At 68.3% G+C, this 22,118-nt stretch carries 22 protein-coding genes, 1 tRNA gene and 2 pseudogenes; 13 read left to right on the top strand and 12 right to left on the bottom strand.

Annotated features, from left to right (window positions below; all coding sequences use genetic code 11):
• Positions 1-58: 58 nt before the first annotated feature.
• Positions 59-706: a PepSY domain-containing protein gene (locus tag ACAV_RS18440; RefSeq protein WP_013596093.1), complete on the bottom strand. Its 648-nt coding sequence runs from the start codon at positions 704-706 to the stop codon at positions 59-61.
• A 122-nt stretch (positions 707-828) separates the two neighbouring features.
• Here ACAV_RS18440 and ACAV_RS18435 point away from each other — a divergent pair, with 122 nt between their 5' ends.
• Genes ACAV_RS18435 through ACAV_RS18425 form a run of 3 tightly spaced genes read left to right on the top strand, consistent with a single transcriptional unit; the run spans position 829 to position 3,761 of the window.
• The gene (locus ACAV_RS18435; protein ID WP_013596092.1) at positions 829-1,566 is read left to right on the top strand and encodes a PepSY domain-containing protein; all 738 of its coding nucleotides are present in this window, start codon (positions 829-831) and stop codon (positions 1,564-1,566) included.
• Positions 1,566-2,240, top strand: coding sequence for a response regulator transcription factor (locus ACAV_RS18430; RefSeq protein ID WP_013596091.1), 675 nt, complete (start codon positions 1,566-1,568; stop codon positions 2,238-2,240). The genes ACAV_RS18435 and ACAV_RS18430 overlap by 1 nt, the downstream gene beginning before the upstream one ends.
• Before the next feature lie 18 nt (positions 2,241-2,258).
• On the top strand, positions 2,259-3,761 hold the full coding sequence (locus ACAV_RS18425) for a sensor histidine kinase (protein WP_157768790.1): 1,503 nt from the start codon (positions 2,259-2,261) through the stop codon (positions 3,759-3,761).
• Here the strand turns inward: ACAV_RS18425 and ACAV_RS18420 are convergent.
• From ACAV_RS18420 to radC, 5 genes are all read right to left on the bottom strand, one after another.
• Positions 3,758-4,426 carry a Smr/MutS family protein gene (locus tag ACAV_RS18420; protein WP_013596089.1) on the bottom strand — a complete coding sequence of 223 codons (669 nt, stop codon included), beginning with the start codon at positions 4,424-4,426 and terminating at the stop codon, positions 3,758-3,760. The two genes, ACAV_RS18425 and ACAV_RS18420, sit on opposite strands and share 4 nt — an antisense overlap.
• A 101-nt stretch (positions 4,427-4,527) precedes the next feature.
• Positions 4,528-4,935, bottom strand: a complete 408-nt coding sequence (locus ACAV_RS18415) for a cupin domain-containing protein (protein ID WP_013596088.1) — start codon at positions 4,933-4,935, stop codon at positions 4,528-4,530.
• 104 nt (positions 4,936-5,039) lie between these two features.
• A complete protein-coding gene (locus tag ACAV_RS18410) occupies positions 5,040-5,858 on the bottom strand; it encodes an AraC family transcriptional regulator (RefSeq protein WP_013596087.1) in 819 nt (272 codons plus the stop codon).
• Positions 5,855-6,994 (bottom strand): esterase-like activity of phytase family protein, encoded by a 1,140-nt coding sequence (locus ACAV_RS18405; RefSeq protein ID WP_081463163.1) that lies wholly within the window; start codon positions 6,992-6,994, stop codon positions 5,855-5,857. The genes ACAV_RS18410 and ACAV_RS18405 overlap by 4 nt, the downstream gene beginning before the upstream one ends.
• Before the next feature lie 83 nt (positions 6,995-7,077).
• On the bottom strand, positions 7,078-7,791 hold the full coding sequence (gene radC / locus ACAV_RS18400; RefSeq protein ID WP_013596085.1) for a RadC family protein: 714 nt from the start codon (positions 7,789-7,791) through the stop codon (positions 7,078-7,080).
• Between the two features lie 109 nt (positions 7,792-7,900).
• On the opposite strand from radC, the gene ACAV_RS18395 reads away from it, so the two are divergent.
• The 3 genes from ACAV_RS18395 to ACAV_RS18385 all read left to right on the top strand — a co-directional run bounded on the left by ACAV_RS18395 (position 7,901) and on the right by ACAV_RS18385 (position 10,845).
• Positions 7,901-8,368, top strand: coding sequence for an FKBP-type peptidyl-prolyl cis-trans isomerase (locus ACAV_RS18395; protein ID WP_013596084.1), 468 nt, complete (start codon positions 7,901-7,903; stop codon positions 8,366-8,368).
• A gap of 4 nt (positions 8,369-8,372) precedes the next feature.
• Positions 8,373-9,371 carry a 4-hydroxy-3-methylbut-2-enyl diphosphate reductase gene (gene ispH / locus ACAV_RS18390; protein WP_013596083.1) on the top strand — a complete coding sequence of 333 codons (999 nt, stop codon included), beginning with the start codon at positions 8,373-8,375 and terminating at the stop codon, positions 9,369-9,371.
• Positions 9,372-9,519: 148 nt separating this feature from the next.
• Positions 9,520-10,845: a hemolysin family protein gene (locus ACAV_RS18385; protein ID WP_013596082.1), complete on the top strand. Its 1,326-nt coding sequence runs from the start codon at positions 9,520-9,522 to the stop codon at positions 10,843-10,845.
• A gap of 4 nt (positions 10,846-10,849) precedes the next feature.
• Here the strand turns inward: ACAV_RS18385 and ACAV_RS18380 are convergent, their stop codons facing one another.
• On the bottom strand, positions 10,850-11,524 hold the full coding sequence (locus ACAV_RS18380) for a CBS domain-containing protein (protein WP_013596081.1): 675 nt from the start codon (positions 11,522-11,524) through the stop codon (positions 10,850-10,852).
• Positions 11,525-11,671: 147 nt separating this feature from the next.
• Here ACAV_RS18380 and ACAV_RS18375 point away from each other — a divergent pair, with 147 nt between their 5' ends.
• Both ACAV_RS18375 and serS read left to right on the top strand, forming a co-directional pair.
• Positions 11,672-12,613: a threonine/serine dehydratase gene (locus ACAV_RS18375; protein ID WP_013596080.1), complete on the top strand. Its 942-nt coding sequence runs from the start codon at positions 11,672-11,674 to the stop codon at positions 12,611-12,613.
• 46 nt (positions 12,614-12,659) lie between these two features.
• On the top strand, positions 12,660-13,979 hold the full coding sequence (serS, locus tag ACAV_RS18370; protein ID WP_013596079.1) for a serine--tRNA ligase: 1,320 nt from the start codon (positions 12,660-12,662) through the stop codon (positions 13,977-13,979).
• A gap of 7 nt (positions 13,980-13,986) precedes the next feature.
• Here the strand turns inward: serS and ACAV_RS18365 are convergent, their stop codons facing one another.
• Complete coding sequence (locus ACAV_RS18365) at positions 13,987-14,577, bottom strand: TetR/AcrR family transcriptional regulator (RefSeq protein WP_013596078.1); 591 nt, start codon at positions 14,575-14,577, stop codon at positions 13,987-13,989.
• Positions 14,578-14,641: 64 nt separating this feature from the next.
• On the opposite strand from ACAV_RS18365, the gene ACAV_RS18360 reads away from it, so the two are divergent.
• The 4 genes from ACAV_RS18360 (at position 14,642) to ACAV_RS24220 (ending at position 17,593) form a co-directional block, all read left to right on the top strand.
• Positions 14,642-15,676 (top strand): NADP-dependent oxidoreductase, encoded by a 1,035-nt coding sequence (locus tag ACAV_RS18360; RefSeq protein WP_013596077.1) that lies wholly within the window; start codon positions 14,642-14,644, stop codon positions 15,674-15,676.
• 77 nt (positions 15,677-15,753) lie between these two features.
• Entirely contained in the window at positions 15,754-16,170 is a 417-nt protein-coding gene (locus tag ACAV_RS18355) for a VOC family protein (protein ID WP_041828817.1), read from the top strand.
• A gap of 95 nt (positions 16,171-16,265) precedes the next feature.
• Positions 16,266-16,355 (top strand) — tRNA-Ser (locus ACAV_RS18350).
• 429 nt (positions 16,356-16,784) lie between these two features.
• Positions 16,785-17,593, top strand: a protein-coding gene (locus ACAV_RS24220; protein WP_167539399.1) for an IS5 family transposase whose coding sequence is annotated in 2 segments (ribosomal slippage) — positions 16,785-17,115 and positions 17,115-17,593 — 810 coding nt in all. Because the reading frame shifts where the segments join, the coding sequence is not laid out codon by codon here.
• A 46-nt stretch (positions 17,594-17,639) separates the two neighbouring features.
• Here ACAV_RS24220 and ACAV_RS18335 read toward each other — a convergent pair.
• Positions 17,640-18,916 (bottom strand): IS3 family transposase gene (locus ACAV_RS18335; RefSeq protein WP_085944745.1). Its coding sequence is split into 2 segments (ribosomal slippage): positions 17,640-18,571 and positions 18,571-18,916, totalling 1,278 coding nucleotides; the frame shifts between segments, so codons are not numbered across the junction.
• Positions 18,917-19,152: 236 nt separating this feature from the next.
• Here ACAV_RS18335 and ACAV_RS24215 point away from each other — a divergent pair.
• A pseudogene (locus ACAV_RS24215) lies at positions 19,153-19,284 on the top strand (transposase); the annotation flags it as partial.
• A 28-nt stretch (positions 19,285-19,312) separates the two neighbouring features.
• On the opposite strand, the pseudogene ACAV_RS24210 reads toward ACAV_RS24215, so the two are convergent.
• From ACAV_RS24210 to ACAV_RS24205, 3 genes and pseudogenes are all read right to left on the bottom strand, one after another.
• A pseudogene (locus ACAV_RS24210) lies at positions 19,313-19,838 on the bottom strand (transposase); the annotation flags it as partial.
• 317 nt (positions 19,839-20,155) lie between these two features.
• A complete protein-coding gene (locus tag ACAV_RS18320) occupies positions 20,156-20,368 on the bottom strand; it encodes a KTSC domain-containing protein (RefSeq protein WP_013596073.1) in 213 nt (70 codons plus the stop codon).
• The gene (locus ACAV_RS24205; RefSeq protein WP_013596072.1) at positions 20,365-22,098 is read right to left on the bottom strand and encodes an ATP-binding protein; all 1,734 of its coding nucleotides are present in this window, start codon (positions 22,096-22,098) and stop codon (positions 20,365-20,367) included. Before ACAV_RS24205 ends, ACAV_RS18320 begins: the two co-directional genes overlap by 4 nt.
• Positions 22,099-22,118: the final 20 nt, after the last annotated feature.

Below are 22,118 nucleotides of genomic sequence, written 5' to 3'. Positions count from 1 at the left end.
CGGCGGGCGGTGCCGGGCGGGGCCCCGAGGGGCCGCCGGCACCGCCTTGCTGCATCCGTCAGTCGTCCAGCTTCTCGCGCAGCACCTTGCCGGTGGTGGGCTCGATGCGCAGTTCCACCGGCTGGTTGGCGGCGTTGGTGGCCTCGGCTTCCCAGAAGCCGTCGTCGTAGTCGATGTCGCGGATGCGGGTGTATCCCGCCACCTGCAGGGCCTGCTGGACCTGGTCCGCGCTCAGCACCGGCTGGCCGTTGAGCGTGCCGCCGCTGCGGCCCACCTGGCTCAGCACCTCCAGCGTCGCGGGGTGCAGCACGAATTCCACCTTCTCGCCCTGCAGGGTGGACTGGCGCGCCTTCGCTTCCCAGAAACCGTCGTCCAGTTCCACGTCATAGACGACGGCGTAGCCCGCGGCGCGCAGCCGCTGCGTCACCTGCTCCACGCCGGGCAGGGCGCCGCCGATGTCGCTCTTGCGCACGGCGGTGAAGCTGCCGTCGGCATCCTTCACCAGCACGGTGGCGCGGGCGCCGTCGCTGGAGACGGCGCTGGCCGTCCAGTAGCCATATTGCTTCTGCAGGTCGTGCGGCGCGACATACTGGTTGCGGGCCATCACATCGACGGCCTCGGCAGCGCTCAGGGCCCAGGCCATGGAGGGCAGGGCGGTGGCGGCTGCGGCGGAGAGGGCGATCGTCACGAGGGTTTTCTTGTTCACGGTGTTTCCTTTCGATGTTGCGATGGTTGGCAGGTGATGGCGGCAGTGTGTGCCGCGGTCCCTAAATCCACCGTGAAGCGCCCGTTCATGGTCCGTTTAACGCGGGCCGCAATAATCGGGCGATGACACGACCGACACCCGGTGCTTTCCTGCGGGCCGCTGCCCTTGCCGCGGCGGCGCTCGCGTGCGCGCAGGTGCCCGCCGCCGAGCAGGACGCCGCGCGGCGCGGCGTGCTCGCCGGCCAGCTCAAGCCCCTCAACAGCATCATTGCGGACATCGGGCGCAAGTACGGGGGGCGCGTCATCGAGGTGGAGACCAAGAGGGGCCGCCAGGGTGAGCTCCGCTACGAGATCAAGGTTATCGACGCCCGGGGCGAGAAGCACGAGGTGCTGGTGGACGCGGCCTCCGGCGCCGTGGTCGCGCGCGAGCGCGAATGGCCGACGCAGCCCGTTGCGCTGGCGCAGATGGCCCGCTACATCCGGCAGCTGGAGCAGAAGTACGGAACCCGCGTGGTGAACGCGGAATTCGAGCGCGACGGCCAGGGGCAGGCGGTGTACGAGGTCAAGCTTTCCGAGCGGCCCGCCGGCGAGACGAAGCTGCTGCTGGATGTGCGCACGGGCGAGGTGCTGCACCCGCCAGAAGCCGGCGCCGTGCAGCCTCCGCCCAGGTCCATGGCGGTCATGCTCGAATCGCTGCAGCCGAAATTCTCCGGGCTGGTGCTGGAGGTGGAGCTGGAGACCGACCACCGCCGGCGCCCCTACTACAGTGTCGAACTGCAGCAGCCCAACGGCTTCAAGCTGGAACTGGAAGTGGATGCCGCCACCCTGGAGGTGACGCGGCAGAAGGTGGACGACGACTGATGCGTGTACTGGTGGTGGAAGACGACGTGGCGCTGGCGCGGCAGCTGCGCGAGGCCCTGGAGGCCGCGGGCTTCGCGGTGGACGTGGAGCACGACGGAGAGGCCGCGTCCTTCGCCGGCAGCGTGGAGGCCTACAGCGCCGCGGTGCTCGACCTGGGCCTGCCGCTCAAGGACGGGCTGAGCGTGCTGCACGACTGGCGCGAGGCCGGCTGTGGCTGGCCCGTGCTGGTGCTCACGGCCCGCAACCGCTGGAGCGACAAGCTCGCCGGTTTCAATGCGGGGGCCGACGACTACCTGACCAAGCCGTTCCTGATGGACGAGGTGGTGCTGCGTCTGCGGGCCATGCTGCGTCGCGCGGCCGGGGCCGCCGCCGCGGTGATGCGCGCGGGCCCGCTGGAATACGACGCGGTGCAGGGCCGGTTCTCGCTGCACGGACAGGCGCTGCAACTCACCGCGCAGGAGCACAAGATCCTGGCGTATTTCATTCACCATCCGGGTCGGCTGCTTACGCGCACCGACATCGCCGAGCACGTGTACGCGCGCGACCTCGATCCGGATTCCAACACGCTGGACGTGCTGATCGGCCGCATCCGCCGCAAGCTCGGCGCCGCGCCGCAGCTGGTGACCGAGCGCGGCCAGGGTTTCCGGCTCGTGGCCTCCGGGGCGCCGGGCTGACGCATGGCGGGGCCGGCCATGACGGACGGTGCAAGCCCCAGCCATGCGCCGGAAGCCGCGGCACCGGCCGCTCCGGTGCCGCCTGCGCGGGGCATGTCCGCATGGGCGCTCCGGGTGGCCCAGTGGCCCATGGCCACGCGCATCGCGTTGCTGGTGCTGATCCCCATGCTGCTGCTGGTGTCCGCGGGCGGGCTGTGGATGCGCGGGCAGATGCACCGCAGTCTGCTGGAGGGCTTCGAGCAGGTGTTGCGCGACAAGGCCCAGCGCGTGGGCGCGCGGCTGCAGCCGGGCCCGGCGGGGCAACTGCGCGAGGCCGCGGGCGGGGCGGACGAATTCAGCGCCATCTATGCCGGCTGGTACTGGCGGGCCGAGGCCGGCAGCGAGGTGCTGCGTTCCCGCTCGCTCTGGGACATGGGCAGCCTGCCGGCCGGGCCCGGTCCGGTGCCGGGATCGGCCGTGCTGCACCCGGCCACGGGCCCGATGCAGGAGCCCCTGCTGGCGCTCACCGTCCCCATCGCGCTGGGCCAGCCTCCCGTCGCGGTGGCGCTCACGGTGTATGGCCCCGCCGACCAGCTGCAGCGCAGCGTGCGGCAGATCGACCGCAACCTGCTGGCGGCCGGTTGCGTGCTCCTGGCCCTGGCCGGCGTGCTGGCCTGGCTGCAGGTGCGCGTGGGGCTCGCACCGCTGCGCCGGCTGGAGGCGCTGATCGCCACGCTGCGCGGGCCGCAGGGTGCGGGATCCGATGTGGCGGAGCACCTCGCGGCGCCCACGGGCAGGGACCTGCAGCCCCTGCAGAGCGAGCTGGCCGGCCTGCTGGCGCACAACGCGCACGTGGTGGCGCGCGCGCGGGCCCATGCGGTGGACCTGAACCACGCCCTCAAGAAGCCCCTGGCGCTGCTGGGCGCGCAGGCCAGCGCGCACCCCCAGGTGGCCAGCAGCGAAGTGCGCCGCCAGGTCGAGGCCATGGCACAGCTGGTGGACCGCTACCAGGGGCGCACGCTGAGCGACGCCCTGCACGCCCACCCCGGTGCCGGCGCGCCCGCGGTCGATGTGCGCGAATGCGTGGGCCAGGTGCTGCGCATGATGCAGCGACTGCATGCCGCGCAGGAACTGGACTGGGTGCTGGAGGACCGCGCCGCGGGCCCGGTGCGGTGGCGCGGGGAGCGGGCGGACCTGGAGGAGGTGCTGGGCAACCTGCTGGACAACGCCGGCAAGTGGGCGGCCTCCCGGGTGCGGGTCACGCTGTCGGCCGATACCGTCGCCGGCCACGGCCGCCTGGGCCTGGACATCGAGGACGACGGCCCCGGCATGACGCCCGAGCAATGGCAGGCCGCAGGCCGGCGCGGCGTGCGGTTCGACGAGTCGGTGCAGGGCAGCGGCCTGGGACTGGCGATCGCGGGCCAGATCGCCCAGGCCTACGGCGGCCGGCTGGAGCTCTATCGCAGCGCGGACCTGCGGGGCCTGGGCGTGCGGCTGGAGATGCGCGGCCTGGTCCTGCCTGCAGGCAGCCCGGCCGGCTAGCTGGCCGGCGCGGTGCGGCGGCGGCCCGGCTGCAGCAGCACGACCAGCGCGCCGGCACCGCCTTCGGCCGGGCGCGCCTGCACGAACGCCAGGACTTCCTTTTTCTGGACGAGCCAGCGCTGCACGCGGCCCTTGAGCACGGGTGTCCTGCCGGGCGAGCCCAGGCCCTTGCCATGCACCACGCGCACGCAGCGCAGGCCGGTGCGGTGGGCCAGCCGGATGAATTCACCCAGGGCCTCGCGCGCCTCGTCGGTGCGCAGGCCGTGCAGGTCGAGCTGGCGCTGAATGCTCCAGTGCCCGGCGCGCAGGCGGTGCGTCACGTCGGTGCCGATGCCGGGGCGGCGGAAGCTGAGCTGGTCGTCCACGTCCAGCAGCGTGCTCACGTCGAACTCGTCGCTGATCGATTCCCGCAGCACGCGTTCCTCGTCGAGCTCGCGCTGCACGGGCTGCGGCTCGGGCGGTTCGGGCAGGTGCCAGCGGCGCTCCTGCGTGCCGCGCAGGGCCTGCACCGGGCCGACCGCATCCTGGAAGAGCATGCGCTCCGCCCGTGCGCGGCGCGCGGCCTCCTGCCGCTCGCGCAGCAGCCGGGCCTCGCGCTCGGCGGCCTCGGCCAGCGCCTTGCGCAGCGGTTGCAGGTCCTGGAGGGAGCGGGCTTTCACGGTCATGGAATGCCGGTTGTATCCGATCCGCGCGCTGGCCTGCGGCGGCGTGCGGAGTAACCGGAAAAGCCGTGCGGGCCGGCTTGCGCCCCTGGGCCGCCAGGCTCCTAGACCCAGATGTCGTTGGGCGCCGTGCGCTCGCCGCCGGCATCGCCCGTGTTGGCCACGCCGCGCGGCTCCACCAGCATCAGCCAGACCTCGCCCTGCGCGCTGGGGCGGTGGGGCGTGCCCCGCGGCACGACGAACATGTCCCCGGCCCGCAGGTGTACGGCCGTGTCCGGCAGGTCGATGCGCAGGTGCCCGCGCACCACGATGAAGGCTTCGTCGGTAACGTCGTGCTGGTGCCAGATGAAATCGCCGTCGATCCTGGCGAGCTTGAACTGGTAGTCGTTCATCTCCGCCACGACCCGGGGCTGCCACAGGGCGTCGATGAGAGAAAACTTGTGCGCGAGATCGATGGCGGCAGGAGCCGCCTTCGGGGTGTTGGCGGTGCCGGGAATGGTGGAGAGGGTCATGGACGTGAGACAGGTGATGGAAACAGCGCCACAGCTTAGGCAGCGCTCCATCCGCCGTCTTGCACGATCGTGCAACCTGTCTGGCAGATTCCGGAAACAGGTTCTCAGCGCCTGCCCTGCATCCGGACCCAGCGCGCGGGCGGCACGCCGAAGGCCTGTACGAAGTGCCGCGTCATGTGGCTCTGGTCGTGGAAACCTGCCGCTGCGGCCGCCTCGGCGAGCGGGGTGCCCCCGGCGATCAAGCCCCGCGCCAGGTCGAGGCGCCGCAGCACGAGGTAGCGGTACGGGCTGGTGCCGTAGAGCGCCCGGAAATCGCGCGACAGGCGCCAGCGGTCCTGCCCGCTCGCCCGCTCGAGGTCCGCCAGCGTCAGGGGGTGCGGCGACTGCAGCTGGGCGTGCAGGAAGTGGCGGGCCCGCTCCGCGGCCTGCCAGTCGCAGGTGCGGCGCCCGCCGGCCGGCCCAGACACCGCGCACAGCGCCTGGGCCAGGTCGAAGAGGGCGTCGTCTTCTTCCAGGGCGTCGAGCGGAGCATCCATGCGGCGCAGCAGCGCCTCGACGGGGGCCGCCAGCCGCGGGTCGGACGTGATGCCGCCGGGAACGAACGGCAGCGGCCGGCCGCCCAGCATGGACTGCAGCAGCGCCGGGGGAACGTACACCATGCGGTAGCGGAAGCCGTCGCCGGTGCCCGCGTGGCCGTCGTGCAGTTCGTCCGGGTGCAGCACGAGCGTCTGGCCCGGCAGGCTGTGGCGGTGCTCGCTGCGGTAGCGGAAGCTCTGCACGCCCGACAGCGTACGCCCGATGGCATAGGTATCGTGCCGGTGCGGCGCGTAGCCGTGGCCCTGGAAGTACGCCTCGATGCAGGGGATGCGCTCAATGTCGCCTGCCTGCCGGACCCAGTCGTGGGGGGAGGGGTGTTGTGTCATCGCGAAGCTGCCGGTTCCAGGTACTCCGCCGCGATGAATTGCGTGGCCTGGGCCGGGTTGAAATTGTCGTCGCTCACGAACACGATCACGCGGCCGCCGCCGGGCAGGGGTGGCCCCCAGGCCATGCCCTCGAGGTTGTCCACGGCATCCAGGCCCGGGCCCGGCATGTCGGCCACGAGGGTCTTGGCGGCCGGAATGTGGTTGCCGGGTTCCAGACGTTCGAGCGCCAGCGTGTCGGTGGCGCTGCGGGTGTCGATGCGGTAGAGGCGCGCGGAGAAGCCCGCCCCGGCGCTGTAGGCACGCTCCAGCACCAGCAGGTGGCCGGGGCCGTCCGCCAGGATCTCGCTCACGCCGTTGAGCCGGGGCCCCCAGGGAATGCGCCGTTCGCGGGACACGGCGTCCGGCACGTAGGCGATCTGCCGCAGCGCCTGTCCGCTGGCGATGTCGAGGGCCGTGATGCGCAGCGGCCCGCCGGGCGCCTGCCGCGTGGGCAGCGGGCCATCCTGCCGCCAGGCGCCTTCCATGGCCAGCCAGGCGGTGCGGCCGTCGGGGGACAGGGCCAGGCCCTCCAGCGTGCGGTTGGGGCGGGGGCCGCGTCCGCCACCGGGCTGCGGCTGGAAACCCGGGGGCAGCGGGAATTCCCGCACGGCCGACCCGTCGGCGCGGCTTTCGCGCAGCGACGGCCCGAACCCCCGCGAGAAATCCCCCTCGCTGGTCCAGAGCAGGTTTCGGCCGCCGGGCAGCCAGCGCACGGCCTCGGGATCGACGACCTCGCCGGCGGCCGGGCCGCCGCGGCGGGCCTGCAGGGCGGACGGGAAGGGCTCCCCGCCCGGCTGGCGCAGCGTGACGGCGCCGGTGAGCCGGGGCGTTTCCAGCGCGTCGGCACGGTAGCGCAGGCGAGCGGTATAGAAGCGCGCCGGCTGGTGCGCGGAGCGGTCGTCGCTCAGCAGCACCCACTGGTCGTGCACGGGGTCGTAGTCGATGCCGGAAATACCCCCCACCGTGCTGCCGAGGAATTCCGTGCCGGGCGGAAGGCTCGCGGTGCCGATCCAGCGCAGGCGCGCAGCGCCCGGAGGTGTCCCGGGCCCGTGCGGCGCGAGGGGGGCGATCGGTGCGGGCGCGCAGGCCGCGAGCAGGGCGCCCAGCGCCAGCGCGGCGGCCAGGCGGGCGGCGCGGGCCGGTCGGCCCGGGCCGGGGTCGCGGAATGGGGCCGCGGGGGTCAGAGCAGGCCTTCTTCCGCCATGGACAGCGAGGCGCCCGGCGCGACGATGATGTGGTCCAGCACCCGGATGTCCACGAGCCGCAGGGCGTCGGTCAGCGACCGGGTGAGGGTTTCGTCCGCGCGACTCGGCTGCACCTGGCCGCTGGGGTGGTTGTGCACCAGCACCACGGCGGCGGCGTGGTGGTGCAGCGCGCGCACCACCACCTCGCGCGGATAGACGCTGGCCTGGGACAGGGTGCCGCGGAACATTTCCTCCATGGCGATGAGGCCGTTCTGGCTGTCCAGGAAGAGCACCGAGAACACCTCGTGCGGCTTGCCGCCCAGGTGCAGCTGCAGGTAGTCGCGCACGGCGCGCGGCGAGTGGAACAGCTCGCGCTTGGGCAGCGTCTGCACCAGCATGCGGCGCGCCAGCTCCAGCACGGCCACGAGCGACGTGCGCTTGGCGGGCCCCAGGCCCTTGATGCGCTTGAGGTCGTCGGCATCGGCCTGCAGCAGGCCGCGGATGCCGCCGAACCCGCCGCGCAGCGCGCCGGTGGCCGGGTCGGGCAGCGCGGGCGAGAGCAACTCCTGCGCCATCTGCATCACGCCCTTGCCCACGATGCCCGTGCGCAGGAGGATGGCGAGGAGTTCGGTATCGGAGAGGGAGGAGGGGCCGCGCGCCAGCAGTCGTTCGCGGGGGCGGGCTTCGATGGGCAGAGTCTTGAGAGCCATGGGGTTGCACAGAAGGAAGGACAATCGGGGCAGACACCGTGACCGCGGATGGGCGGCATGGATACTGGGTTTTTATACACCATCCGCAAGCTGACAGGCGCTTTTGTCCATGATTTCCAACGCTTTCCCTTCCGTGCCCACCGTGCAGCCCGGGTCCTTCCTGACCCTGCACTACCGCCTGGCGGGCCCTTCGGGCGATGTCATCAACACGTTCGGCGACAAGCCGGCCACGCTGTCCCTGGGGGCCGGCGAACTCTCGCCCGCGATGGAGCAGCGCCTGATCGGCCTGGCGGAAGGCACCCGCACCACCTTCGAGCTGCCGGCCGGCGAGGCCTTCGGCGAGCGCAACCCCGAGATGCAGCAGTGGGTGGCGCGCCGGCTGCTGGCCGAGCTGGGCGATCCCGACGAGCAGTACACCCTGGGCGACGTGGTGCAGTTTCCCACGCCCGACGGCACGGGCAGCTATGCCGGCGTGGTGCTGGAGGTGCGGGACGACGGCGCGGTGCGCTTCGACTTCAACCACCCGCTCGCGGGCCAGCCCGTCACCTTCGAGGTGCAGCTCATCGGAGTGCTCTGACGCCATGGCCATCCAACCCCAGGAAATCGTTCTGGCCGAGCCGCGCGGCTTCTGCGCGGGCGTTGACCGCGCGATCGAGATCGTCGAGCGGGCGCTGCAGAAGTTCGGCGCGCCGATCTACGTGCGCCACGAGATCGTGCACAACACCTACGTGGTCAACGACCTGAAGGCCAAGGGCGCGATCTTCATCGAAGACCTGGCCGAGGTGCCGCCCGGCGCCACGCTGGTGTTCAGCGCGCACGGCGTCAGCAAGGCGGTACAGGCCGAGGCCGAGGCCCGGGGCTTCAGCATCTTCGATGCCACCTGCCCCCTGGTCACGAAGGTGCACGTGGAAGTGGCCAAGCTCGCGAAGGAAGGCTACGAATTCATCATGATCGGCCACAAGGGCCACCCGGAGGTCGAGGGCACCATGGGCCAGCTGGACCACGGCATCCACCTCGTGGAGGACGTGGAGGACGTGGCCCGCGTGCAGCCGGCGCAGACCGCGAAGCTGGCAGTGGTCACGCAGACCACGCTGTCGGTGGACGACGCGGCCGAGATCACCGCTGCCGTGCGCGCACGCTTCCCGCAGGTGCGCGAACCCAAGCAGCAGGACATCTGCTATGCCACGCAGAACCGCCAGGACGCGGTGAAGGTGCTGTCCGGCCAGGTGGATCTCGTCATCGTGGTGGGCAGCCCCACCAGCTCCAACAGCAACCGGCTGCGCGAACTGGCGGTGCGGCTGGGAACGCCCTCCTACATGGTGGACAGCGCCGACGAGCTGCGGCCGGAGTGGTTCGAGGGCGTGGCCCGCGTCGGCCTCACGGCAGGCGCGTCGGCCCCCGAGGTGCTGGTGCAGCAGGTGATCGACCGCATCCGGGCGCTGGGTGCGGTGTCGCTGCGCCGGATGGACGGCATCGAGGAGACCGTGAAATTCCCGCTGCCCAAGGGCCTGAAGCTCGACGCGGCCACCGGCCTGGAGATCTCCCAGCGCACGCCCGAGACGGGGGCGGGGCGGCCCTGACCGGCCTGCTGCACGGCCCGTTCCGTGGCGCGCGCACGCCACGGCCGGGCCAAATCCCTACGCCGCCGGGCATTGAATCCCCCATCCGGGGTAGGACTTCTTACAATTTGAGTCCGATTCACTCCGAGGGAGCCTTCACTCCCTGTCTATGGAAATAGCAATACTTTTCGCCCTCATCCTTCTCAATGGCCTGTTTGCCATGTCCGAGCTGGCGCTGGTTTCCGCGCGCAAGACCCGGTTGCAGAAGCTGATCGATGAGGGCGATACCGGCGCCATCGCCGCCATGAAGCTCGGCGAAGACCCGACGCGCTTCCTCTCCACCATCCAGATCGGCATCACCTCGATCGGCGTGCTCAACGGCATCGTCGGCGAGGCCGCCCTCGCAGCGCCGCTCGGCGAGTGGCTGCTGTCTGTGGGCATGCCCGAGAAGGCCGCCGGCTACACGGCGACGGGCCTCGTGGTGGTCTTCATCACCTACTTCTCCATCGTCGTGGGCGAACTGGTGCCCAAGCGCCTGGGCCAGAGCTACCCCGAGACGCTCGCCCGCCTGGTGGCCCGCCCCATCAACTGGCTGGCGCTCGCCACCAAGCCGTTCGTGCGGCTGCTGTCGGTGTCCACCCAGGCCCTGCTGCGGCTGCTGGGCGTGAAGGAGAACACCGCCAGCGCCGTGACCGAGGCCGAGATCCATGCCGTGCTGGCCGAAGGCACGAGCGCGGGCGTGATCGAATCCCACGAGCACCAGATGGTGCGCAACGTGTTCCGCCTGGACGACCGCCAGATCGGCTCCCTCATGGTGCCGCGCGCCGACGTGGTGGTGCTCGACGTGGAGGACTCCTTCGAGGAGAACCTGCAGCGCATCGAATCCTCCGACCATGGCCGCTTCCCCGTGGTGCGCGGCGGCATGGAGAACGTGCTGGGCGTGCTCAATGCCCGCCAGTGGCTCTCGCGCTCGCTGCGCGAGGACGTGCGCGACCTCGCGGCCCAGCCGCTGCAGTCGGCCCTCTACGTGCCCGAGACCATCACCGGCATGGAGCTGCTCGACAACTTCCGACAGTCCGACCTGCAGATGGCCTTCGTGATCGACGAGTACGGCGAGGTGCAGGGCATCGTCACGCTGCGCGACCTGATCGAGGCGATCACCGGCGAATTCCACGCGCGCGATCCGGAAACCTCCTGGGCCGTGCAGCGCGAGGACGGTAGCTGGCTGCTCGACGGCCACATCCCCGTGCCGGAGCTCAAGGACCGCCTGGGCCTGGACACCGTGCCCGAGGAAGAGCGCGGCCGCTACCACACGCTGAGCGGCATGGTGATGCTGCTGACCGGCAAGCTGCCCAAGGTGACCGACACCGTGCAGTGGGAAGACTGGCAGTTCGAGGTGGTGGACATGGACGGCAAGACCATCGACAAGGTGCTCGCCAGCCCGCTGCCCTCGGTCGAGATCGCGCAGCCCCAGGGCGCGGCGATGGCCGACTGAGCCTTCAGCTCCAGAGGTCGAGCGGCGGATCCGCCGCCACCGCGCGCAGGATGTCGGTGCGCGAGATGAAGCCGGCGAGCGTGCCGTGCTCGTCCGTCACCGGCAGCCCGGGCAGGCCTGTGTTCAGCAGCACCCCGGCCACGCGGCGCAGTTCCGTGTTCGGGGCCACCGTGGGCACGGGGCTCACCATGACTTCCGACACCGGCCGGCGCGCGAGGTCGATCGCGGCCTTCACGCTGCCGGGCTCGGGCAGCAGGTCGAGCGGCGCCATGTCGGCGCGCAGCAGCAATCCCACCACGTGTCCCTGCGCATCCACCACGGGTGCCTGCGCGACGTGGTATTCGGCCAGGGTCTGCCAGGCGTCGTTCACGCGCACGTCGGGCGGCACGGAGAGGGAGCCGGAGGTCATCACGTCCCGCACGCGGGTCAGCGGCTGGCGCGCCTGCTGCGGCCCCTGCTCCGTCTGCGCGTAGGCGCTCACGGCCACCTGGGCCCGCAGGTTGACCGGGGCCGCCGGCGCGGCGTCCGGGGCGGGCAGTTCCGGTTCGCGGTCGGACACGTCGGGCCCGCGCGTGCGCAGCGCCTGGGGCCGCTGCACACGGCGAACGGGCGATACCTGGTCCAGCTGCTCGGGGCCGCCGCGGTACATCTGGCCCGAGGGGCCGAACACGAAGAACATGGGACGCATCTCCTGCTGAAGGCCGGCCGCATCGCGCGGCCCGTGCCATGTTATCGGCACCCCGCGCCGAAGGTGTGCATACACTGTCAGGTTTCGCCTCCGAATCCCGGGGCGCCGTTCCACCGCATTTCTCCTGGTGTCCGCTTCATGATCGACCGTTCCGCCATTGCCTCCGCGCGGCAGCGCCTGGCCGCCCATCCCGACTTCCTCCGCACCACGCCGCTCATGCGCCTTTCCGGCGGTTCGCTCGACCTGGGCTGCGCGGAGGTCTGGCTCAAGCTGGAGCACCTGCAGGTGGGAGGCAGCTTCAAGGCCCGCGGCATGCTGAACCGCCTGCTGGCCCAGCCGCTGCCGGACAGCGGCGTGATCGTGGCCTCCGGCGGCAATGCCGGCATCGCCACCGCCGCCGCCGCGCGCTCGCTGGGCACGCGCTGCGAGGTGTTCGTGCCCGAGGTGTCGCCCGAGGCCAAGCGCGCCCGCCTGCGCGCCCTGGGGGCGCAGGTCGTCGTGGCCGGGCCCACGTACGCCGAGGCGCTGCAGGCCTGCCTGGAGCGCCAGCGCGAGACCGGTGCGCTGCTCACCCATGCCTACGACCAGCCCGAAGTGGTGGCCGGTGCCGGCACCCTGGCGCTGGAAATGGAAGAGCAGGCCCGGCGCCTGCCCGACAGCGTGCTCGTGAGCGTGGGCGGCGGCGGCCTGATCGGCGGCATCGCCGCCTGGTGCGAGGGCCGCGCCCGCGTCGTGGCGCTGGAGCCAGAAGGGGCACCCACGCTGCACAGCGCCCGGGCCGCGGGCATGCCCGTGGACGTGGCGGTGGGCGGCATCGCCGCCGATTCGCTCGGCGCCAGGCGCATCGGCGACATCGCCTGGCAGGTGTCGCAGCGCCATGTGCAGGAATCGCTGCTGGTGTCCGACGACGCCATCCGCACGGCGCAGCAGTGGCTGTGGCACGAGCTCAAGCTGGCGGTGGAGCCGGCGGCGGCGCTGGGCATCGCGGCCCTGCAGAGCGGCGTGTACCGCCCCCGGCCCGACGAGACCGTGGGCCTGGTGCTGTGCGGTGCCAACTGCGACCCGGCCACCGTGGCCTGAGCTCCCGGGCCCGCCGGGCGGGGGAGGGGCCGTAAAATCGCCGGCTATGCTCGACATCCTCCTCCTTCGCAAAGACCTCGATTCCGCCATCGCGCGGCTGGAAACCCGCAAGAAGCCCCAGGCTTTCCTCCAGGTGGAGGCCTTCCAGTCCCTCGAGTCCGAGCGCAAGACGCTGCAGACGCGCACCGAGGAGCTGCAGTCGCGCCGCAACCAGCTCTCGAAGCAGGTCGGCCAGCTCAAGGCCAGGGGCGAGAACGCCGATGCCGTGATGGCCGAAGTCGGCGGCCTGAAGGCCGAGCTGGAGAGCTCTGCCGCGCGCCTTGAGCAGATCCAGGCCGAGCTGCACACGCTGCTCGTGGCCGTGCCCAACCTGCCGCACGAGAGCGTGCCCGTGGGCAGCGACGAATCCGGCAACGTGGAAGTGCGCCGCTGGAGCCCGGATGGCCAGGACCCGAAGCCGCTCGGCTTCCCGGCCAGGGACCATGTGGACCTGGGTGAGCCGCTGGGCCTGGATTTCGACATGGGCGTGAAGCTCTCGGGCTCGCGCTTCACCGTGATGAAGGGGCCGATCGCCCGCCTGCACCGCGCGCTCGCGCAGTTCATGCTGGATGTGCAGACGCGCGAGCACGGCTACACCGAGTGCTACGTGCCCTACGTGGTGAACGCCGATTCGCTGCGCGGCACGGGCCAGCTACCCAAGTTCGAAGGCGACCTGTTCGCTGCGAAGAAGGGCGGCCAGGACGGCGAGCCCGTGCCCGACAACGCGGCGCTCTACCTGATCCCGACCAGCGAGGTGCCGCTCACGAACTTCGTGCGCGACCAGGTCGTGCCCGAAGCCGAACTGCCCATCCGCCTCACGGCCCACACGCCGTGCTTCCGTTCCGAGGCCGGCAGCTACGGCCGCGACACGCGCGGCATGATCCGCCAGCACCAGTTCGACAAGGTCGAGATGGTGCAGATCACCCACCCGGACCGCAGTTACGAGGCCCTGGAGGAGATGACCGGCCACGCCGAGGCCGTGCTGCGCAAGCTCGGCCTGCCGTACCGCGTCATGTCGCTCTGCACGGGCGACATGGGCTTCGGCGCCGCCAAGACCTACGACCTGGAAGTGTGGCTGCCCGCGCAGAACACCTACCGCGAGATCAGCTCCGTGAGCAACTGCGAGGCCTTCCAGGCCCGCCGCCTGCAGGCGCGCTTCAAGAACGCCCAGGGCAAGAACGAACTCGTGCACACGCTCAATGGCTCGGGCCTCGCCGTGGGCCGTACGCTGGTGGCGGTGCTGGAGAACTACCAGCAGGCCGACGGCAGCGTGGCGGTGCCGGAAGTGCTGCGGCCGTATCTGGGCGGCGACAACGTCCTGCGGTAAACCGCGTTCACGGTCCCGGCTTCCGCGCCGGCGACCTCGTCGGGGGCGTCGCGGGTTGCGCAAGGATCGCGCCGCTCACGATTTCGAGCATGCGCTCGGAGCGCCCGGCATGCGATGGCTGGTCGCGCAGCCATGCGAGCGCGGCGATCAGGTCGAACAACTCGTCGCCGTCCATGTCGGCGCGTGCCTTCCCATCCGCCTGCGCACGCGCCAGCAAGGCTGCGCCCGCGGAGCGCAGCCGCACGCAGGATGCGTGCAGCGCAGAGGATTCATCTTCTATGGCGGACATCATCGGCGCAATGACACCACGCTGGCGATGGGTGAAGGCAATGATCTCCCGCAGCCAGGCCAGCAGCGCCTGGTCCGGGGCCGCTGCCGTGCACAGGGCATCGGCCCTGGTCGCCAGGTCCTCGAAGTCGTTGCGCAGCAGCGCCTCGAGCAGGGCTTCGCGGGTGGGGAAGTGGCGGTACAAGGTTCCCAGGCCGACCTCGGCGCGCCGGGCGATGTCCCGCAGTGAAGCCTCTGCACCGGTTTCGGCCAGCGCCTCGCGGGCCACGTGCAACAGGCGTTGGTAATTTTTCTGGGCATCGATGCGCATGCGGGCCTTTACAAGTGGATCACTGCTCCGTATATTCGGAGCACTGTTCCTGTCAGGATACGCCATGCACCGTTCCGAAGAAAAGCCCCGCACCATGAAAGCGGTCCGCCAGCACGCGTTCGGCGGCCCCGACGTGCTCCACTACGAGGATGCGCCCCTGCCGGTGCTGCGGCCGGGCGAGGTGCTCATCCGGGTACGCGCGATTGGCTTGAACCCGCCAGACCTGTACCTGCGCGAGGGCTACAGCCTCCTCCCCCCGGAATGGCGCCCCCCGGTGGCGTTCCCGCTGATCCTGGGCACGGACGTCTCGGGGGTGATCGAGGCGGTGGCAGAGGGCGTGGAAGGGCTGTCGCCAGGCGACGCCGTGTACGCCATGGTGCGGTTCCCGAGCGGACTGGCCGGCGGCAGCCAGGCGTATGCGCAATACGTCACCGCGCCCGCCAGCGAGGTCGCGCTCAAGCCGGCGGGGATCGACCATGTGCACGCCGCGGGCGCGCCGATGTCGCTGCTGACGGCCTGGCAGTTCCTGATCGCGCTGGGCCACGATGTCACCAATCCCCTGCAGCCCGCGCAACACGTGCCGGTGCCGTTGCGCGGCAAGACCGTCGTGGTCAACGGGGCGGCCGGCGGCGTCGGCCATTTCGCGCTGCAGCTGGCCAGGTGGCAGGGCGCGCGCGTCATCGCGGTGGCTTCCGGCAAACACGAAGCCTTCGTGCGCCAGCTGGGCGCCGAGACGTTCCTCGATTACACCCAGGTGAAGCCGGAGGAAATATTGCACGACGTGGACCTGGTCGTGGATGCCGTCGGTGGCGCCAGCGCCGGCAGGTTCCTGCGCACGCTTCGCCGCGGCGGCGCATTGTTCCCCATCTTCCCGCTCGGCTTCGACGGGCACGACGCGGCGGCGGCGCTGGGCGTGACGGTGTCCACCACCCAGGTGCGCTCCAGCGGCGCGCAACTCGGCGAACTCGCGGCATTGCTGGATGCGGGCTCGGTGCGCGTCGCCATCGACAGCACCTTCGCACTGTCGCAGGTGCGGCAGGCCCACGAACGCGCCGGGCGAGGGCACATCCAGGGCAAGATCGTCATGACGGTGGAATGAGGGCGGGGGGCGCCATAGGTGTCCAGTGGTCTAATGCGGTGCTGATCCTGGCCCGCTCCCCGGCAACACACTCATTCATGCGCAGTATCTTCCACCTGGCCTACAACGTTCGCGACCTGGACGAAGCCCGGCGCTTCTACGGACAGGTCCTCGGCTGCTCCGAAGGGCGCAGCACCGACACCTGGGTCGATTTCGACTTTTTCGGCCACCAGCTGTCCCTGCACCTGGGCGAGCCCTTCGCCACGGCGCGCACCGGCCACGTGGGCGATGTCCTGGTGCCGATGCCCCACCTGGGCCTGGTGCTGGAGCTGCCTGACTGGCAGGCCATGGCGGACCGTCTCAAGGCCGCAGGCACGGCATTCGTGCTGGAGCCCCAGGTTCGCTTCGAAGGCCAGCCCGGCGAGCAATGGACGATGTTCTTCATGGACCCCTTCGGCAATCCCATCGAGATGAAGGGCTTCCGCAGCCTCGACGATCTGTACAAGGCCGCCTGAGTCGTCCCGTGCTGGGGAGATGGGGCGAGCTGCGTGCGTTGGGCGTTGTGCCCTGCAAACTTCCTGCTACAATCGCACGCTTCGACACGAATGCAGGAGAGGTGGCAGAGTGGTCGAATGTACCTGACTCGAAATCAGGCGTAGTGGCAACACTACCGTGGGTTCGAATCCCACCCTCTCCGCCAAATGAACAAAGCCCTTGAATGATTTCAAGGGCTTTTTTCTTTGTGCGGCATGGCTTCGAAGTTGTTTGTCCAAAACGTCCAACTTCCATGTCCAACTACACGTGTTCTGCATCTCCGCCAGCGACAACTCAGCCGGGCTCCGATGCGCTGGCACCCGAGCCTGTTTCCTCAACGTTCGGAGCTTCCACTGGCAACCCGAAAGCGACGCTCAGCGACTCTGACGCGTCCGACACCTGCCTTTCGGGCTAGGCACCTCGTCTGGGTTTAACTCACTTTCCAGGGGCGCCAATGGCATCTGGTACATGCGCTTGGTCGTGCCCGAGCACATTCGGGCCCACCATAGGGAGCTACTCCGCGTAAGGTGGCCCTAAGAGCGGCTAACACGACCTGTTCATAGCCCAGCGCGAAGCAGCTATGCTTGGCGCCCTCATGGCAAGAAGACCCGTCAGCAAAGAACTGTGGCGACAGCTGCAGCCGCTCATCCCGGCCTTCGTGCCCTCGGCCAAAGGCGGGGCGCGCAAGCGCACCGTCAGCGATGAAGCCGCACTCAATGGCATCCTATTCGTGCTGCACACCGGCATCGCCTGGGAGGACCTGCCGCAGGAACTCGGTTTTGGCAGTGGCATGACGTGCTGGCGGCGGCTGCGCGACTGGAACGCTGCCGGGGTGTGGGAGAAGCTGCACCACGCCATGCTGGTGCGCCTGCGCGAGCACGACCAGATCGATTGGAGCCGGGCAAGCATCGATGGCTCGTCGGTACCAAGCCCCCGGGGGGCCAGGAAACAGGGCCCAACCCCACGGACAGAGGCAAACTCGGCTCCAAGCGGCACATCGTCGTAGACGCGCGGGGCATTCCGCTGGTGGTGCTGGTCAGTGGTGCGAATCGGCACGATTCGATGATGTTCGAGAAATGCATCGATGCTCTGCCAGCCGTCAGGGGACTGCAGGGCAAGCCGCGTCGCAGGCCATCGAAGCTGCACGCCGACAAGGGCTACGACTATGAGCGCTGCCGTGTCTTCCTGAGACAGCGGGGCATCGCCAGCCGGATTGCCAGACGAGGCATCGAAAGCAGCGAGCGGCTGGGTCGGCATCGGTGGGTGGTGGAGAGAACGCACGGATGGTTTGCAGGCTTCGGCAAGCTGCGCATCCGATTCGAGAGGCGGCTGGACATCCACGAAGCGCTATTGAAACTGGCGGCAGCGATCATCTGCGCGCGCTTCGTGGATCGGTGGTGTTAGCCGCTCTAAAGAGCGTCTGATGTTGCCCCCTTATTCCCGGCCCGTCCTATTCGCAATAAAGCGACTGGTCCATCGATGGCTCCAGCCGCACCCGGGCGGCCTGTTGCCGCCTGAATTCCCGAGGCGAGCGCATTTTCAGCGACGAGTGCGGATGCACCTCGTTGAAGTGCTCGAAGGCTGCTGACAACTGTGCCAGCACCGTCCTTGCGTCACGTAGGTCCATGCGCGCTACGTAGTCGCGCTTGAAGGTGTTCACGAAGCTTTCGGCCATGCCGTTGCTCTGCGGGCTGCACACGGGCGTGTTGATGGGTTTGAGGCCCAGTGCGCGGGCCAGCGCTCGCGTCTCGGCTGCGATGTAAGCCCCACCGTTGTCGCTCAGGAACTCGAGCTCCTGGCCCGCCGGCACTGCCTCCACCGCGCCGAAGCGGCGCTCGGCCGCTTCAATGAGCATCTCGCGCACGGGCTCACCCGGCAGTCCCTTGCCTTCCCAGGCCCGCCAGGCCATGACCTCCCGGTCGCAGCAGTCCTTCGTGAAGGTGGCTGTCACGGTCTGACCCGAGTCGCACTTGATCTCCAGGCCGTCGGAGCACCATCGCAGGTCACTGCGCGAGACCGCCACACGGCCCTCATGCGTGCGTGCCGACTGGCGTCGGCGCGGTGCCTTGGGCAGCAGCAGGCCGGCTGCTGCCATCACGCGATAGACGCGCTTGGCATTGACCCTGGGACCACCCTGAGCCGCGCGCTGGCGGTTGACCAAGGCACAAGCGCGTCGATAGCCATAGCTGGGCAACTGCGCAATCTTCTGGCGCAGTTCACCAAGCAGCGCGGCATCGTCCGTAGGCGTGCGGTGCCTGCGGCCATCGCGCCAGTCTTCATCGCGCCCGAGCAGGTCGCGCACGTGCGAGCGCGCCAGCCCCATCGTCCGGCAGACCGTCTTCACTGGTCGTCCCCGGGCAACAAGGGCGAGCGCGCAATCCACTTTTTTTCGGCTGCGTACTCCACGGCTTCCTTGAGGACTTCGTTCTCCAGGGTCTTCTTACCGAGCACGCGCTGGAGCTTGGCGATTTCCGCACGAGCAGCAGCCAGCTCGGATGCCGGCACCCCGGCTTCGCCAGCAGACACAGCGGTCAAGGCCCCCTGGCGTTCGAGCTTGCGCCACTGGAACAGCAGCCCCGCCGAGACGCCTTCCTGGCGAGCCACCAGCGACACACTCATGCCTGGTTCATAGGTGCGGCGCACCAGGGCCGCCTTCTCTGCGAGGGACCAGCGCCTGCGGCGCTGGTCCTTCACCACTACCTCTACTGACTCCGTATGTCTAGTCATATGCACAGTCCTGTTCCTATCTCCAAAGATAAGCGACAGGACGGGGCCGGGGAATCAGGGGGCTATCTCACGTCGCGCTCGCAAAATCGCGACAAATGTGCTTAGACTTCTTTGTCAAGTACGGCTCTGGAGCTCCCATGACGTGCTCCCCGATAGCCGCACCAGCCGAATGGAAATGAGGACCGTCAACTTGGAGAATGACGGACATGAGGAAGAGTCGATTCACGGAGCAGTAGATCATTGGTTTCCTGAAGCAGGCCGAAGCGGGCTTCGCGGTCAAGGAGGTCTGCCGGCAGGGCGGGTCCAGCGAGCCCACGTTCTACAAGTGGCGAGCCAGGTACGGCGGCATGAATGCCGAGGAAGCCCAGACTGCCCTGGTCCGAGTGGTGGATGACACCCTGGCGCAGCCAACTCGGCCCGCATCCGTGGCCGGCCGTAGTTCTCACGGGAAACCCACATGCACCTGCCTGATCCGCTCGGTGACCACCAGGTCGTCCACCGCGCTGGCTTGGCATTCGGTACCGTCAGTGGTAAAAACCGCTGTGGGACATGCCCAGCACCCGGCACATCGTTCGAACGGGGAAGTCGGCCAGGTTCGCGTCCATGAGTTCGAAGACGGTGTGAACGTCTTGTCGCTCTTGGCGGCGAACCAGGCCGTAGCCTTTGCCAGGATGTCGCGCTCCATCTGCACTTGCCGCAACTGCCGGCGCAGCCTTGCCGGCTCCTCGCGTTCGCTCTCGGAGAGCGCACCTGCCGCCTGGCTCCGCGACGCTTGGCCCCCAGTGGCGCCAACCCAGTTGGCGATGGTTTGCGCGGTTACCCCGAACTCGCGCGCCAATTCTGCTGGTGTCCTGCCCGATCGCACCAGCTCCACCATCTGCTCTCGGAACTCCGCCGGATACGGCGGCCTTGTATTGCCCATTTTGAACTCCTTGCTCTACAGCGTAAGGTGTCCGTCAAACCGGGGCAACTTCAGTCGCGGACTTGCTTCTGAATATCCGCGTAGCCCGCCTCATCGATTTTGAAAGCCTTTTTGCATTGAGGGCAAATGATTTTATGCAGGTCTTCTTGGAATTAAAGATCGTTAAATTTCCTTTGGCGCCCTGAGCCAGTCTGAAACACACGTCGGGAAACAGGCGATACGGTACCCAACCGGGGCTAAGGCATCCTGAGCAGCGGACGTATCAACATGGCCCGTGCGTAAAGCGATGCCGCCAGGGCATTCAATGCAGATTCCTCTCAACCGATGCGGGAGTACGGGTAAGAATTCTTGATTTGATAGGCCAAGAACTGCCCCTTGGAGCCTGCCTGAATGAGTTGCTCAAAAAGCGTCTGCGTCACGTTGTAATACTGGTAGATGGCACCGCTCGTGAACTCCACCTCCAAAGTCTGAGACGGTTCGTCGTACCCGATAGCGGCAATGTTGGAGGAGGCTACTGGTTCTCGGTTCATTGTTTATCTCCCTGTGGTTCTGGTGTGTCTTCGACTGGAACTCGCACGATGCCAAGTTCTTGCGTGACTGCAAACGTCCTCTGAGCTCGCCACGAGGCCACGACTCGGTCATACCCTTCCGCTATCCGCTTGGTAGCCCAGGCTTCGGAGACCTTGGGGTCAGAACTCTTTGGGCGATGCTCAAGTGCGGGCAACGTGACGCGGCATCGCACCGGAAGTCTGGCGGCCTCTCCGGCGACGATGGCTTCCCCCGTTCTTAACACCGGCAGTAGGTCCACTAGCCCACCGAGGTTATCGGGAAGTGCTCCTTTCACACGGGCGCGGTCTTCTGGGTTCGACAGCCGCAAGGCCAAGATAGTGCCGCACTGTGACAGGATGGTCTCATCGACCTCGGCGGGGCGCTGTGAAACCACCATCGCGCCAATCCCGTACTTGCGGCCTTCCTTGGCGATGCGCTTAACTATGTCAGCAGCCGGGCCATCTTCCTTCGCGCCGGATAGGTAACGGTGTGCCTCTTCCATCACGACCAGCAGCGGGCGGTGTATTCCCCCTTCGGTTTTCTCGCGGCTCCAGTAGAGTGCCTCGTAAACGATCCGCAAGATTGAGCCTACAAGTGTTGTCAACACGGAGCTTGGTACGCCCGAAAGGTCCAGGATTGTGACCGGCTTCTCGTGTCCCAACCAGTCGTCCAGGAGTTTGTCCAAGTCAAGTTGAGCGGTTCCATTCAGCGCAGGTTCCCACGGGCCGGGATGAAGGATGAAGTCGAATCGATGGTCGAGCAGCCGAGAACGCATCAGATTTAGCTGTCGGCGAATGCCCCTTGCTTGCGTATTCAAGAATGGTCCAGCAGAGCCCAGTGCCGCAGGGGCGTACTTGGGAGGCGTGAGAGACACAGGGTCACCCGCCTGCTCCAGTGCAGGCTGGTCTCGCTGTGGTCCGTTGAAGGTCCGCATCTCGAAGTCGATGAGGTCGTACCAGCACTGTTTGAGGCTGAACGGTACCGGGCTATCGACTGTGAGCGACTGTGGATCCAATCCTGCGAAGTTGGCCGCCGCCAGCACCGAAGTCTTCATTTCCTGGATCTTGTCGGAGAATGCAATCTCTTGGTTCTCAGTCAGGCCTCCTGCAACGAAGTCGAGGAGGTCTTTCGCTTGAAGCGCCCAGTAGGGTACGAACAGCGGGCGTTCACCGGGTTGTGGCGTAGCGCTGTACACACGGGCAAAGTCCGCCAGGGCATGAGTGTATTCCCCGTGCAAATCGAGAAGAAGTATCCGAGACGCTGGTGCACCGCTTTCTTGATTTGGTCGAACAATTGACCGCAACAGACTGGCGACGGTTGTCGACTTGCCTGAGCCTGTTGATCCCAAGACAGCGGAGTGCCGAGTGACCAGTGCGTCCAGAGAGAGTTTGACGGTGATACTCTCGGAACTGGATAGAGTGCCGATCGCGATCTGGTCCAGGCCTTCGCTCCCATAGATGCGCTTGAGGTCTCCTTCACTAACGATGTGCACTGCGTCGTTGATGGATGGCAGTTGGCTAAGGCCGCGCTCAAAGCGCTGACCGAGGGCTTCTCCTGCGAGTTCCACGGTCATCCAGCGTCCACCGCTCCCTGCTTTGGAGTCTGCCGATGCACCGACCTCGCTCACGATTCCGAATAGGTCTTGGTAACCCTGAGGTATACGCACGAAGCCCCCAACCTGAGCAACGCGGTACATGTGCCCTTCGATCATCGCGATGCCTGAAGCTAGGG

The sequence above is a fragment of the Paracidovorax avenae ATCC 19860 genome (assembly GCF_000176855.2).
GTDB lineage: Bacteria > Pseudomonadota > Gammaproteobacteria > Burkholderiales > Burkholderiaceae_C > Paracidovorax > Paracidovorax avenae.
Note: the sequence above shows the minus strand (reverse complement) of the source record. Positions and strands in the feature narration are given on the sequence as shown.

Excerpts from the sequence above, each read along its gene's own strand:
- ACAV_RS18355 (WP_041828817.1), top strand. The coding sequence starts at position 15,754 with ATGCGCAGTATCTTCCACCTGGCCTACAACGTTCGCGACCTGGACGAA.
- radC (WP_013596085.1), bottom strand. The coding sequence starts at position 7,791 with ATGGCTCTCAAGACTCTGCCCATCGAAGCCCGCCCCCGCGAACGACTG.
- serS (WP_013596079.1), top strand. The coding sequence starts at position 12,660 with ATGCTCGACATCCTCCTCCTTCGCAAAGACCTCGATTCCGCCATCGCG.
- ACAV_RS18385 (WP_013596082.1), top strand. The coding sequence starts at position 9,520 with ATGGAAATAGCAATACTTTTCGCCCTCATCCTTCTCAATGGCCTGTTT.
- ACAV_RS18430 (WP_013596091.1), top strand. The coding sequence starts at position 1,566 with ATGCGTGTACTGGTGGTGGAAGACGACGTGGCGCTGGCGCGGCAGCTG.
- ACAV_RS18435 (WP_013596092.1), top strand. The coding sequence starts at position 829 with ATGACACGACCGACACCCGGTGCTTTCCTGCGGGCCGCTGCCCTTGCC.
- ACAV_RS18410 (WP_013596087.1), bottom strand. The coding sequence starts at position 5,858 with ATGACACAACACCCCTCCCCCCACGACTGGGTCCGGCAGGCAGGCGAC.
- ACAV_RS24205 (WP_013596072.1), bottom strand. The coding sequence starts at position 22,098 with ATGATCGAAGGGCACATGTACCGCGTTGCTCAGGTTGGGGGCTTCGTG.
- ACAV_RS18425 (WP_157768790.1), top strand. The coding sequence starts at position 2,259 with ATGACGGACGGTGCAAGCCCCAGCCATGCGCCGGAAGCCGCGGCACCG.
- ACAV_RS18375 (WP_013596080.1), top strand. The coding sequence starts at position 11,672 with ATGATCGACCGTTCCGCCATTGCCTCCGCGCGGCAGCGCCTGGCCGCC.
- ACAV_RS18365 (WP_013596078.1), bottom strand. The coding sequence starts at position 14,577 with ATGCGCATCGATGCCCAGAAAAATTACCAACGCCTGTTGCACGTGGCC.
- ACAV_RS18320 (WP_013596073.1), bottom strand. The coding sequence starts at position 20,368 with ATGAACCGAGAACCAGTAGCCTCCTCCAACATTGCCGCTATCGGGTAC.
- ACAV_RS18415 (WP_013596088.1), bottom strand. The coding sequence starts at position 4,935 with ATGACCCTCTCCACCATTCCCGGCACCGCCAACACCCCGAAGGCGGCT.
- ACAV_RS18360 (WP_013596077.1), top strand. The coding sequence starts at position 14,642 with ATGCACCGTTCCGAAGAAAAGCCCCGCACCATGAAAGCGGTCCGCCAG.
- ispH (WP_013596083.1), top strand. The coding sequence starts at position 8,373 with ATGGCCATCCAACCCCAGGAAATCGTTCTGGCCGAGCCGCGCGGCTTC.
- ACAV_RS18395 (WP_013596084.1), top strand. The coding sequence starts at position 7,901 with ATGATTTCCAACGCTTTCCCTTCCGTGCCCACCGTGCAGCCCGGGTCC.
- ACAV_RS18420 (WP_013596089.1), bottom strand. The coding sequence starts at position 4,426 with ATGACCGTGAAAGCCCGCTCCCTCCAGGACCTGCAACCGCTGCGCAAG.
- ACAV_RS18380 (WP_013596081.1), bottom strand. The coding sequence starts at position 11,524 with ATGTTCTTCGTGTTCGGCCCCTCGGGCCAGATGTACCGCGGCGGCCCC.